General features: G+C 37.3%; 9 protein-coding genes. 2 read left to right on the forward strand and 7 right to left on the reverse strand.

Features of this window, described 5'->3' with window-relative positions; all coding sequences use genetic code 11:
* Nucleotides 1-168: 168 nt before the first annotated feature.
* The 3 genes from RT445_RS07885 to RT445_RS07895 all read right to left on the reverse strand — a co-directional run bounded on the left by RT445_RS07885 (nucleotide 169) and on the right by RT445_RS07895 (nucleotide 6,953).
* Nucleotides 169-4,344 carry an S-layer homology domain-containing protein gene (locus tag RT445_RS07885; protein ID WP_312507213.1) on the reverse strand — a complete coding sequence of 1,392 codons (4,176 nt, stop codon included), beginning with the start codon at nucleotides 4,342-4,344 and terminating at the stop codon, nucleotides 169-171.
* A 331-nt stretch (nucleotides 4,345-4,675) separates the two neighbouring features.
* Complete coding sequence (locus RT445_RS07890) at nucleotides 4,676-4,837, reverse strand: hypothetical protein (RefSeq protein WP_313470368.1); 162 nt, start codon at nucleotides 4,835-4,837, stop codon at nucleotides 4,676-4,678.
* Between the two features lie 553 nt (nucleotides 4,838-5,390).
* Nucleotides 5,391-6,953: a sensor domain-containing diguanylate cyclase gene (locus RT445_RS07895; protein WP_312507212.1), complete on the reverse strand. Its 1,563-nt coding sequence runs from the start codon at nucleotides 6,951-6,953 to the stop codon at nucleotides 5,391-5,393.
* Between the two features lie 457 nt (nucleotides 6,954-7,410).
* Between RT445_RS07895 and RT445_RS07900 the strand changes: the two genes are divergently transcribed.
* Nucleotides 7,411-8,595: a CaiB/BaiF CoA transferase family protein gene (locus RT445_RS07900; protein ID WP_274795250.1), complete on the forward strand. Its 1,185-nt coding sequence runs from the start codon at nucleotides 7,411-7,413 to the stop codon at nucleotides 8,593-8,595.
* Nucleotides 8,596-8,689: 94 nt separating this feature from the next.
* Here the strand turns inward: RT445_RS07900 and RT445_RS07905 are convergent, their stop codons facing one another.
* From RT445_RS07905 to RT445_RS07920, 4 genes are all read right to left on the reverse strand, one after another.
* Nucleotides 8,690-10,165, reverse strand: coding sequence for a hypothetical protein (locus tag RT445_RS07905; RefSeq protein ID WP_312507211.1), 1,476 nt, complete (start codon nucleotides 10,163-10,165; stop codon nucleotides 8,690-8,692).
* 198 nt (nucleotides 10,166-10,363) lie between these two features.
* A complete protein-coding gene (locus tag RT445_RS07910; protein ID WP_312507210.1) occupies nucleotides 10,364-10,918 on the reverse strand; it encodes an HPP family protein in 555 nt (184 codons plus the stop codon).
* Nucleotides 10,919-11,118: 200 nt separating this feature from the next.
* A complete protein-coding gene (locus tag RT445_RS07915; RefSeq protein WP_312507209.1) occupies nucleotides 11,119-12,477 on the reverse strand; it encodes an acetamidase/formamidase family protein in 1,359 nt (452 codons plus the stop codon).
* A 194-nt stretch (nucleotides 12,478-12,671) separates the two neighbouring features.
* Nucleotides 12,672-13,286: a PH domain-containing protein gene (locus RT445_RS07920; RefSeq protein ID WP_274795246.1), complete on the reverse strand. Its 615-nt coding sequence runs from the start codon at nucleotides 13,284-13,286 to the stop codon at nucleotides 12,672-12,674.
* A 200-nt stretch (nucleotides 13,287-13,486) separates the two neighbouring features.
* Here RT445_RS07920 and RT445_RS07925 point away from each other — a divergent pair.
* Nucleotides 13,487-14,034: response regulator transcription factor (locus RT445_RS07925; protein ID WP_313470375.1), on the forward strand; the 548-nt coding region annotated here is incomplete at its 3' end.

A 14,034-nucleotide genomic window follows, 5' to 3' on the forward strand; every position in this document is an offset into this window, starting at 1 on the left:
ATAACGGGCAATTAGTTTAGTACAGGCTTCTCCCTCTGCATACTTTCCCCAAACTTAAAAAAACGCAAGAAATCAACCCTAGGAGAGATTTCTTGCGTTTATATTTTTAAATTTCCTTTTTATTTTTACATTAAAAATATACTTAAATCTTACTTACCTTAGCCTTATTTATTTTGTTATTTTACCTTGTACTTTATACATATTCCCGTATTTATCCACAATAACAATGACAATATAATCCCCTTCAATAAACGAAACAGATGGATGAGTAATAGATTGTTCAGTACGTCCATCAGAAAGCTTTGTTTTACCATTTCCACTACTTAAACTTACTAGGGCTCCAGGCGTCTCTGGTATGATTACCTCTACTGGTTTAACGGCATCAATTTGGGCTTGGGTATAAGTATTACTGTAGGCTTTATAGTAGAATTTAGCCTCTTCTCCAGGTACCACAGATGGATCTGCGAATGTAAAGTCAAATGTAGTAATAATAGTTTTGCTTCTATCTGTTGCAATTGGAGGCTGTAATTTAGCACTCTCAATGTTTGTAGTAAGCGTTCTATAGATAAATGATGAAGATAGCTTACTAAACGTCCATCCGCCTTTATCCTTTGCAGTTGCATTAATTGTCATATCAAAACTTTGTGTTACTTCATTAGCAAATGTAAGTATCATTTTACGTGGCTTCCATTCATTAATATCCTCTACTTTATCCTGCCACTTCCATGAAGCATAAGTAGGAGTAATCGCGTTACCTGTTTCAGGATCCACTAATTGGAAGTCCGAGTCTTTTAAATCAACAGCCTCCGAGAAAGTCACTTCTAATGTTTTACCATCAAGCTGTTTAACGATTGGATCTTCTACTTTTGGTGGTGTACCGTCAGAGAAGAATTTATATGCCATTACACCTGTTCCACTTTCGCCAGGCGTTAGACTAATTGGTTTATTTTGTTTTTCATCATGTGTATAGATTGTTGACTCAGTACCAACTTGGACCATTGTTGCATTTTTATATCTATCCTGAACTGCAACATATAGCTCGTAATTCTGATGTGGTTCTAGAGGAGAAAGGTTAATTTCATTTGTATCTTTTCGCATAGTACTTGCTCTTCCTCTTGCAATAACTTCCTCAGCGCTAGTTGGTACAGAAACTGTTGAATCATCAGCTCTTCTAAGAATATAGTGATACGTTCCAGCTTCATCAGACATAAATTTAAAGGATGCTTTTGTATCACCCTCAGCTATTTTAATAGAGGTATTTTCAATCTTAGGTGCCGTTCTATCATCAATAACATGTTTTGTTTGTATATCAGAAACATTTCCTGAACGATCACGCAATACCATATAGATGGAGTAGCTCTTAAATGGATCTAATGGTGGTATTGTATTTGGTAAAGGGATTGTTACCTTCTGCTTCCCTAATTGTGCTGGTTTATTTCCACCACTACCTATAATTGCCACATCCTGTGTTCCAACTTTAAATGTTGTCTCATTTAATTGAACTGCCTCAATTAAACGTAAACGATCATCACGCGTTAGAGTTAAATCTGACTCCATAATTAAATAATGATACGTCCCCGCTTTTGAAGCATTAAACTCTAGAAGTGTTTGATCCTTTGTATTATTTATTACTGGCTCCCCTATAATTGTGAGAACCGGTAATTCCATATCATTATGAATGTACTCAGCTGTATTTCGTGGAACGGTATTATTTGGGATATTTTTTATATTTTCAAATTCAATATCAGCTAAATCTTTGACATTCGGTGAAATAGTAACAACTAGGTTATCCCCATTAACAAAGCCTGTAAGTGATGGAATAGTGAAAATAAGTCTTTTCTGAGCTTTATTATAGACAACCTTTGTGGGATGTATCGGTTGTTGTGCTCCTTGGTTTACTATACCTGTGCCAGAAAGATCATAATTCTCTACTTTTTCTGCAGAAATAGGATCCAGTTCTTCACTTACTGTTATATAAAATTCATTTTTGATTTCATCAAGTAAGACTAATTCTCCACCAACAACATATGGTGGAATATTATCAAGCTCACCTGTCTTAAATTCCTTAGCTACAGCAGGATCTACGGAGTAGTTACCTGAATTATCCTTCATAACAACGTAAAGCTGATACTCAGTCTCAGCCTCTAAGTCTGTTAACATTTCTTTTATGCCAAGTTCACCAGCTTTTGCTACTCCTTTTCCAGTTGGGTTAGCAACGATATCTGCTGTAGTTGGATCTGCTGCTGTTGTTTTTTTACGTACATAGTAATAATAGTCTCCAGGCTCACTAGCTGTAAAAGTAAATTCAGCACGTGTGCCTCCATGTAAAGGAGTAACTTGTAGAGATTTGACTACTGGCGGAGTTCCATCTTTCATTTGGAACGATTGTGACACAGTATCCGAAGCATTTTTCGAGCCATCCACTACCATAATATAAATGACATATTCTTTTTTCTCACCTAAATTAGAAACCTTAATTGAGTTTGTTCCTTTGATAGCTGCCCCCGTACCATGTGCCACGTTCTTATTGGAGAGTCGGTTGACCATTTCACTTTTATTTGGTGCCTCTTCACCTTTTTCACGCACAATATAGTAGTACGTACCAACCTCATCTGATGTGAAGTCTGCTTGAATCTCGCTACCACTTAGTACTTTGACATTCGTTATACTAACAATCGGTTTTGTTTTATCATCTGGAACCTGATTCTCGTTTTCGTCTTTATCAATTGGTTTACCATCTGGATCAGTAATATTGCCGATATTATCTTTATCATCCAGGAAATCATCGAAGATATTATTTGGTGATCCATCTTTAGGTAAGATGACTTTATCGATATACGTATAATCGCCAATATCAATTTTTCCATATGAGTTATCTACAAATAATGTGCCGATACGACCATCAATATATAGCTCAAGATCTGTGTAGCTATTGTAATTAATCCAATCTATATTTCCTGAACCGTAGATTGTAAGCTTCGTTTCTGTATTCAGATTTAACGTGCCGATATCACCTTGAATTTCAAACTCTCGTACATTTCCAATGATGTCTACACGAGGGAGTTTTGTATTCGTTTCAATCTTTGTACCTGTTTGCGATACAACTAATCGAGAAACGCTACTGTTATAGAATTCAAGATGCTTTTCAACGTTTTTCATTTGCTGCTTTTCTTTAGACCAGTTGACGAATGGCTTGTCTTTATCAGGTTTTGGGTTTGTCCAATTTTGAAGATCATTTGAATTGTTATTTGGCGAATCTTCACCTTTGTTATTATCTGGATTTGACCAATTAATAAATGAGATATTATTGCTTGCCACGCGTCCAAGAGCTAATGGCTGATTGTGTGTAGCCCCTAAATGCAACGGTGGACGAACGGTTTCGTTGACAAACATTGTTCCTGTCATCGTCATATTTGAGAACTCAATATAATTACCATTTACAACAATCGTTGCGCCTAATGATCCATAATCACCATCGAAATCAAGGAAGCTTGAACTTGTACCACTGGCATTAATCGTTAATTTTGAGATGGAGCGAATACTTTTCCCCGAAAGATCCCCCTCAATAAAGGCACCTTTTAATACAGGTGCATTATAGTCATTAAAGATATGGGATAAACTTTCCGGAATCGAATAAGATTTCCCATTTATGTAAACAGCGTCATCATCAACATTTGTAATTTTGTACGATGTTTCATTATCCTTCTTCTCTTGTGAACCTACAACAAATGAAGCAAACTGTCCGCGCGTTACAGGATCAAATGGAGAAAATGTAACAGGCGTTGTGCCTTTCGTAATATTCAAATCGATTAAAGTTTGAATATAGATAGCATTGCTTGTTTGGCTATTCACATCTTTGAAAATATTATTGTATGTAGGAGAAACCTCTAGATGGAATCCAACTACAACCATTTTGGCTAATTCGCCTCTAGTAAGCACTTCATTTGGCATAAATGTGCCATTTGAATAACCAGACATAATGCCAGCATTTTGTAATGCCGCTACATATTTATAATACTGATTGCCCTTCGGTACATCCTTATAGTAAGGATCTTGGATATTTTTCGTATCCAATTTTAACGCTGTAGCCAGCATTTTCGCTGCCTCTCCACGAGTTACACTTACATTTGGGCGGAAAGTGTTATCCGAAAAACCGCTCATTATACCTTGAGAATAAGCTTTTAATATTTCATTATAATTATCCGAGTATTGGTTAATATCCGTAAAGGGAGAAGTAGCCGCTACCGCTTTTTGTGGTGAAGGCACTACAACAGCAATCCCACTTGAAGCAAATACTGTTGCAATCAAGGCTTTATTTACTTTTTGGATTTTAGATTTATCCATTCCACTCTTCCTTTCACTTATGTATTTTGATACGTACAATTATCATTTTCCTCATACTCTTTATATCGACCAAAAGCTAGTGAACCTTCATAGATAAATCGAAAATAGTTAGGTAAATTTCTTCATAATCATATGAGTTTTTGAAGGGGTTCTCTTTTCGATTTCATGTTACTTTTCGGGGGAGTCTTACGCTTCTGTTAAGCTTCTCACCTTTTCAAAGGAGGGGAGGTTTGTTTGGATCATTTTCTCGTTTCCTTTGAGCGGATTCTCCCTTTATAGGATCACCTTCTCTCTACTTTGGAGCGGAGGCATACCTTTTATGATCACTTTCTCACCTTTTTGGAGCGGAGGCATCCATTTTACGATCACCTTCTTTACACTTTGGAGCGGGGGCATCCATTTTATGATCTCCTTCTCTCCACTTTGGAGCGGGAGCATCCATTTTATGATCACCTTCTCCACTTTGGAGCGGAGGCATACCTTTTATGATCACCTTCTTTCCACTTTAGAGCGGGGGCTTCCCTTTTATGATCACCTTCTCTCCGCTTTGGAGCGGAGACATCCCTTTTATGATCACCTTCTCACGACTTATGAGCGGGGCATCCCTTTTATGATCACCTTCAAACGACTTATGAGCGGGAGCTGCTTTATTTGGATCACTTCCTTGTTTCCTTTGAGCGGTTCCTGACTCGTTTGGATCACCTCCACACACTCTCAGAGCAGATTAACACCATCTGTGATCAATGCACCCATTCCGGCAAGCAACATTGACGAAAACATAAAAAAGCCAAGGAGCATCGGTGCTCTCTTGGCTTTCACGATATATAGGCATACATCTAGTCGTACTTGGGTGTCATAAGGGAAAGGGGGATAACCTTACGTCTTGTCAAGTCGATCGAGAGATGTGACCCGAGTTACATATCATTTGAACATGGTTGAGAAGTCATTTGGCGGATGACTTAAGAGTAGCTTGCCCAAATGATGTTTGCATTAATCAATTACCCCAAAAATTAGAGATGTAAGCCCATTTGTTATAAGTTTTTTATTCAAATTTTCTCAGCAATTTTTACTTGATTGCGCCCTGCTTGTTTTGCTCGATATAATGCACTATCTGCCGCTTCAATTAATGCCTCTGTAGAATCGGCCATCTCTGGAAACACAGCAATTCCTGCTGATAACGTTACTGGTTTACCACAGGGGCTTTCTGTAGTGGATAAAATTTCACGTAATTGCTCTGCTACCTGTGCCGCTTCATCTGCCGTAGTTTTCGGCAGTAGCATAACAAATTCCTCGCCACCATAGCGACAACAAATATCGCCTTCACGTGCTACAGACTCCATGTGTCTCGCTAAAAATTGTAATACTTTATCCCCAACGGCATGACCATATGTATCATTGACACTTTTAAAGTGATCTAAATCTAACAGAATAAACGCATGAGGTACATTACTTGCAGACCATTCTGCAAGTACGGAGTCCATTGTACGTCGATTCGTAACACCCGTTAGTGGATCGACGGTTGATTGGTCCTTGAAAAACGTGACTTGTCCATGTAAAAATGATAAACTCCGAATCAACACATTCTTCAAAGAATAAGCTTCAAAATACCAGCCACTAACCGACTTTAACCCCTCTACATCCTTCTTATCGAGACTTTCCTCTGTTAAAATAGCTAATTGCTGTAACGGATTGGCTATCCGTGCTGCAGCCCAAAGGACGATAATAATTGAAACAGCCATAAGCGGTACAGATTTTATAATGACCTCCTGTACACGATCAAATGAAGGGGCTAATGCTACTTCTAAAGGTTTTTGAGCAACAACTCCCCAACCTGTTGAAGGGACTGCACTATAGCCAGCTAGCATTTTTACTCCTTTTGTATTCTCGACTAATTGAACCCCACTTTTGCCTGACATCACAGCTTGAACCACTTTGTTTTTTGTTACGACATCATTAATACGGCTTGGGTCCTGATGATAGATTACGCGTCCATCAGAATCTACTACATAGACGTAGGAGCCATCCTTACTATAATGTTCTCCAAGTAACGTTTGAAAGACATTAGGTTCCTTTAAGTAAATAGTCCCCGCCACCATCCCTAAATACTCGTTGGACTCTGAGAAAATAGGATGAGATATAAAAATAATAAGACGTCCTGTCATCGCCTCATATGGTTTAGAGATGAATGGTTTCTTTTTGGATAACGCCTCTTTTGCCCCAATAGATGTTAAAACCTCCCCTTTAATTTCAACTGATGGCGGAGATACAGATAAGACAAGACCTTTTGCATTTGTTATGACTACAGAATTGAACATTTGATTTTGCAATCTTAGACGCTCTGTTTCCTGGTTTAGCGCATGCTCATCATTCATATTTGTACTTACTTGATTTGCACTATAACCCAAAAGTTGAAAGGCTTCATCAAGATAGCCATCTGCCGTTGATGCCAGTTTTTGCGCATACACTCGATTTGTCTCAAGTGTATTTTCCTTTATCGAATCAACATTCATTCTGTATCCGCTCCAAACACTGCCAATGCTTGTAAAGAAGAATGCTGCCATCGCTACACCCATAATTAAATGCTTTAATTTTAACTGATATGTTTTCATTACCTTCCACCTATGTATATTAGTTTTTTATTTATAACAATATTTGAGCCTATTATATCGGTTTAATTCTGTCCTTTGTACACTAGAACATAGATTGTATCAATAAAGAGGTCCGAATCATATGGACATCTAGAAAACTTTCATTTTATTCAAACTAAAGTTAACTGAATTATCCGAAATTAAACATTCAATAACTGAAAATTGCTAAAGGATCTAAATTCTAAATTTTCCTATTTTTATTGTTATTCTGACATATAAAATTCGTAAGGTTTATTTTATAATTAAAAATAGCATAGGCAATTTAATATATATTCTGTTATAATACTCATTAAAATAAAATAAACTGTATTAATACAGAATGTTATGTCGCTTTTCACACAATGGGGATTATGAGAAAAGCGCTGCGCTGCCATCATAGGGATGGTCGTGTAGCCTACACAAAAAGGGGTTGGAAGATTTGGGCATTTTAAAGGGGTTAAAAATTCTCGATTTTTCTGCATTACTACCAGGACCAATGGCAACAATGATATTTGCTGATTTAGGGGCAGATGTGATCCATGTTGAATCATCAAAGCGCGTTGATTTAACTAGGATTATGCCACCCTATGATGATGATCACGAGGCATATATTCACCAACATTTAAATCGATCTAAAAAGTCACTTACATTAAACCTAAAATCACCAGAGGCTATAGACATTGTTAGAACACTTGTTCAAGAATACGACGTTATTATCGAGGGGTTTCGACCTGGTGTCATGCAAAGGCTTGGCATTGGCTATGAGGCACTTAAAGAAATAAATCCTCAAGTTATTTATTGTGCAATTACAGGCTATGGTCAAACAGGACCTTATAGCAACCGGCCTGGACACGATAATAACTATCTATCATTAGCAGGATTACTTGACTATTCACGCCATAAGGATAAAAAACCTGTTTCAATGGGTGTTCAACTCGCGGATATAGCCGGTGGGACTATGCATGCCGCTATTGGTGTACTAGCTGCAGCCTTGCATCGTGAAAAAACAGGAGAAGGACAATTCATTGATATTAGTATGACAGATGCTGTATTCTCCCTTAATGCTATGTACGGCTCTGCCTTTATTGGAGGTGGTCGTGTGCCGCAGCCAGAGCAAGAAATATTAAATGGCGGAAGTTACTATGATTTTTACAAAACAAAGGATGGACGCTTTTTCTCTGTTGGTAGTTTAGAACCTCAATTCCGTAAATTGCTCTGTGAGGCACTTGATATTCCAGAGTTGATTGATAATACCTTCAATGATTCCTACTATACGCAGATTCGTTTTAAAGAGGCAGTTCATGATGCATTTCTATCAAAGACATATGAGGAATGGCTTGAGGTATTTAACGAGGATTTTGAAGGCTGTGTAGAACCCGTTCTAACCTTTCCAGAAGCATGTGAGCATCCACAGCTAAGGGCAAGAGAAATGATTGTAGCTATTCCAAAAAGTGATGGGACGATGCAAAATCAAATAGCATCACCCTTTAAATTTGACGGTGCACAGCCAGAATATAAGCATGTTGGTGCCAAACTAGGCGAACATAATGAAGAGGTCTTACTTTCTTTAGGTTATAGTGCTGAACAAATCAAAGCCTTAAAGGAAAAAGGCGTTTTAGACTAAAAAATTGCTTTCCAGATTAGCTACAGCAAACCCGAACTAGTAGGAAAAACTAAATGAGTGTTTCCTACTATAGCTCGGGTTTTTTATCAATTATTTATACATATGCACTAATAAACATGCGCATGTTTTCAAAATGATCATCAATTAGCAAATATTTTTTATAAATTTCCATCAACTTTTCAAAAAGCTCAAATTGCTCGGTTACAAATAATACTCTTAAAATATTTAACATATGCAAGGAGGCACTTTGCGCTACAACATGGTATGGCACTTCAGGTTGTCGATAATTACGTCGCCATTCTTCCACGGATAAGCCAATATGCTGTAATGAGTTATTCACATGTAGTGCAATGTCCTGTTGAACGTATGCCTCAATAGCGATCAGTTGTTCACTACTAAAGTTTTTTTGTACTAATGAAGCATTAATTTTTTTATTAGACGCTAGTACGTGCTCCTTTAATAAAAGTAATCCATCCTCATAAAACGCCATTTTTACATAATGATCGAGTAGTATAGCATATAAATTCTCTAAATAATTAAGCTGATAGTTTTTAATAATGGCAGGTGGTGTGGGTTTACGATTTGGTAAAAGATCCTTGTATTCTAGTAAAATTTCGATAGCATAATTATTTAATCGTTCGTCCTCCAATAAATACTCGCCATAATGTATAACTTTATCACTCTGATGTTCTCTATTAGCTATATGAAATAAAATATAGGCAATTAACACTTTTTCCTTCTCTGTAAGTGCGTACATGGAGTAGCGCCACTCTACTTCGAATGAAGTTATCAGCGCTTTGACATTGTCATAATCGTCCTCTGATAAACAATAATGTGTAACAATTTGATAAAGACGTAACTGTTTCTTTGCCAAACAGCTAGCATTATGCTTATCCACATGAGTTATACACTTATCCAGTATCGTTTTATAGTTATTCACAAAGTTATCCACATGTTCACAACTTTTTCTCACAGAATTCTCAAAAAGACCCATTATTTCATAAAGAAATGTGAATTGCTCTAAAGGTCTGTGGATAAACAGTGAATAAACTTTTTTCATAAATAGCCAATGCCAAAATGAAGCATGTTGTTTATAAAGCATATGCACTAAATATTCATCTTGAAACTTATACAAAATAATGGTCTGCAGCTCATTAACTGGCATTTCCATTTGCATTCTTTTCCCAAAAACTAGCCAAATTAATCGTTCTAAATCTATGGTATGTTGTGCAAAGAGCTGGTCAAAAAAAGTTTCTTTTCCTTTTTGCGTATAGAAAAAAGCATTGAGCCGTTCATTCACAAATTTTGCTTCTAAACCATATTTGTCAAAATACATTTGCATTTCTGTTGATACACGACCCCAATATTTACGAGCTGTGGAAAAGGCAATATTTTTAGCCGTTTCTTCATTAACTAAAAATAAATGGGGTGAGAGTGAAGTTCCAAGTATTTTTGGATCTTCCTGCAGATATGACTCTGCCTCTAGCCATGTTGCTAGTAAATTTTCAGCACCCTCTTCACTTCTTTGTTTATAAGCCTTGAATAATTGCTCATCACAGTCCAACAGCATACAATTGGAGCCTCCCATCGAATTCGACCAACAAAGATCTTCCCCTATCATTAAAATACATGTTTTTAACACTCTTTCTTCAATATAACAAATCTTAACTAACATATGCTAAAAAAATAGTGATATGCATAACGAAAACGTTAACAAAAAAAAGAACCATCTATTAAGTGAAAACACTTCATAGATGGAAAACTTTCATCACCAAAACAGTGGATATTTTCTTTTTTCTCGTAAATTATTTATCAATAACCCAAAAATTACAATAATAACGGCACTAATTAATACGGGCATTACTAAATAGCTCCAACCATAGCCTCCTAAAATAATAATAATAGGATTAGCACCCGCTGGAGGATGGATAATGCCTAGAAAAGCCATAAAAAATATGGTTAACCCAACACCAAGACTAATAGATAGCATGCTCGAACCTAGTAATGCATACATGGCCAAACCAATAAACGCAGAAATTAAATGACCACCAATAATATTTCGAGGCTGCGACAATGGGGCATTCCAGACAACAAATACAAGCACACAGCTTCCACCTAGTGATGCCATTAACCAAGGTGCATCTGTAAAGCTTGTTAGCCAGAGGAGCACAAAGATACATATTAATCCACCAATTGCTCCTGTGAAGGCATCTGCGAAATTAGTCCGAGATGGCGCATGACCTCCTCCCCTCATTTTTAATATAAAGGGTTTAATACTATTCTTTTTCTCTAACTTATTTTCCACACTCAAGGAATCTGCCATTTGACACCAACTTTTCTAATCTTTACTCATCTATTCAAAACTATTTTCATGTTGATCGTTGTTAAACTTTAATTATTATATCAACACAACAATAGAATTCAATCTAAACTTCATTTTTCAGACAAATGCTTACTTATATACTTTATTAACCATACAAAAAAGCAAACCTATAAAAGTTTGCTTTCGAAAAAAGAACACTATTAATCATATTGTTTTTTAACAGTTTTAAAAATTCGTACCTTCTTTAATATTGTTTTAGGAACTTGGAAGGTTGCTGTGACAACTCCTGGATGACGTCCAATCTCTATGGAACCTGTTATCGTTGCTCTATTTAATACTTCTGGCTCGCTCATCTCAAATAGTTTTGCAGCTCTATAGATGGCATTATCAGTAGCTTCGTTTAATGTTTTACCAGAACCTACCACAGATACAGGAAATGATTCTTCAACTTGTTTCACCCCGAACTCCTCTGCTAATTCGCGAGCACGCCGTTTTTCTTCCTTTGTAAAGGGCTTTGCTGTATAAGGTAGATCTTCCACGTTCGGTAGTAAGATTGGACCCTCCAATGCTACCTTTTTCAAGACACTAACTTGGAGCTGTACGATACCTGCTACATCTGTTGTATGTCCTGCAATCTCGCCGTCTCCCTGCATGGCATGCATATCACCAATATAGACACCACCCCCAGGAACCTTCACAGGACAAATTAGGGTAGCTCCTTCACGAACTCGACTAATATCCATATGTCCATCCGTACGATGTACATCCAATTCATCTTGTGTAAAGGCATATTCATGTGGGGCGCCAATCAAGAACGAACCAAAATCACCCGCATTATGAGAATCTGGCATCGCTTTAGAAGGAGTTGTTCCAAGCTGACCTAAAAATGGTCGCATTCTGGCCATTACACCGACTAAGTCGCTTGGTGCTAATGCAACAACAGGATTTTGTACAGAATTTTCAGGTGTTCTCATGTAGTTTTTAGCGTCAAGAGCAATTCGGCGAGCACCCTCTCGTCCAACAGTCACACCCATTTGACCTCTATGATCTAGTGCCATTGTATAGCCGTTTGTTATTTTAAATGGTGCTGTTTCGGTATCACATGTCGAGCAGCGAATGGCTTGTGGCCCTATTCCTTTTACGACTGTATTTGGATGTAGCTTGCCACAGCCAGGGCATTTGACGGAAACAAACGGATCGCCAATAAATCGATCAGTAATGGCTTCATCATGTCCAGATGAGGTTGCTAACGATGTAACCTGAATTGATTGTATTTTTATGACAATAGCGTCACCCACCTCAGCCCCTTCTACAAAAACAGGCTTTGTTACTTCATGTCCTCCACGAATAGTAGGCGTAAGCATGGGTCCCCAGCATCCAGGTGTTGTATTGGCAATGATTGTCCCACCATCTTTAACTGGCCCCAACATTTTCTGTGAGGGATCTAAAATTCCATCGATGAACTCATTTACGAACAATGTCTCAGCGGCTTGCGGTTGCTGTATAAAGTCATCATTTTTTAATCCTTCTTTTTCAAGCACATGCAATTCGTTTGTCATTTTTCGTCACGCTCCTAGTTTGATTTTTATGTATAACTTTATGTTAAAAATGCTCTCCACATTTGCAGAGAGCTATTTAATCTTTTCGACAAGAAGCCTACCAAAAGTTCGTGTTATGAATACTTATCTTTGACAGTTGTCAGGATGTATGAGAAAGCAAAGCGACAACGTGCATTACGCCGAGTGCTAAAGATTTAATTATTCATATATAAATCAAAAATATGTGAGAAGTCTTCTTTTTTATATTTATCTTTATGTTCAATCATCCATTTGTTCGCAAAGCTTGTAATTTCTTTGAATGACGACGCTGGAGATATATTGTCATTGCCAATTCGACCAAGTGATGATGATGCAATGTTAAGGCTTTTTTCTGCTACCTCTAATTTATAGGCATTGTGCTTCTGCTCGTAGCTAATGGCATGTAGTGCTTTATACAAATCTTTAATGTCATCAATAAAGCGTTTGTGGATGTCGATGGAAAGTGGAGAATTGCCGATTGTAAACTTAATTTCGACATCAAGGTCTATTGTTCCTGCTGTTTCGAGAAAAACATCTGTAATGGAATACATAGAATAGTCATAGCGTCGTAGTAATCGCTTCTTACTCATAGCGCTTTCGCCATCTACATGAATAATGGCACGATTTGTAAAGCAATACTCATCTGCCTTCGTTTTAATTAGAAAATAAATTTTCTCATCAATTTCATGTAGGATAAAATCATCCGCATCCGTTTTATCATAATCCTCTTTTGGTACAACTACCCCAATATCTGAAAGTCCAAGTGCATCCGCTGCTATTTTTTTAAACATTGTCATTCCCCCTAAATAGTAATACTCTTTTTACGCTTTAGAATGTGTAAAGGTTTCATTCCTCCCTCTCAACTCATTATAAGGGAATGCCAGCTAGGTCAAATTTTACAAAAACAATGCTTCATTTCCTCTTTCTTGTACATTTCATTTATAATGATTGTCAGAAAAGATTCTTTTAAATTGAAAGGTCGTGTGAATAAGTGCAAGAACCAACCATATTAGTCGTGGACGATGAGGCTGATTTAGCTAATCTTCTAAAACGTAGTCTAGAAAAAGAGGGCTATAAACAAATTTATACAGCTGGCTCCATTCACGAGGCTTGGACAAGTTTCCAACAAACAAATCCAGATATAGTCCTGCTAGATGTCATGCTACCAGATGGTGAGGGCTACGATTTATGTCGACGAATCCGAGAGGTGTCCCATGTGCCTGTGCTATTCATGTCTGCTAAAAATGAGGAAATAGATAAAATTTTAGGACTAGCCATTGGTGGCGACGATTATATTACGAAGCCTTTTAGTCCAAAGGAAGTTGCTTATCGTGTAAAGGCACAATTACGTAGAGCCGGCTATCAACTACTGGATACCACTCCGAGCATTGCCGAAAAAGCACTAAAGGTTGGACCATTCCAGCTAAACGCTGATGAAACGGAAGTGCATAAGGATGGGGTTTTATTGGAGTTAACAGCTAAGGAAATTGGTTTAATGGCCTGCTTTATGCATAATCCTAATCGAATTTTAAGTAAGGA

The organism is Lysinibacillus sp., assembly GCF_032093475.1.
Lineage (GTDB): Bacteria > Bacillota > Bacilli > Bacillales_A > Planococcaceae > Lysinibacillus > Lysinibacillus irui.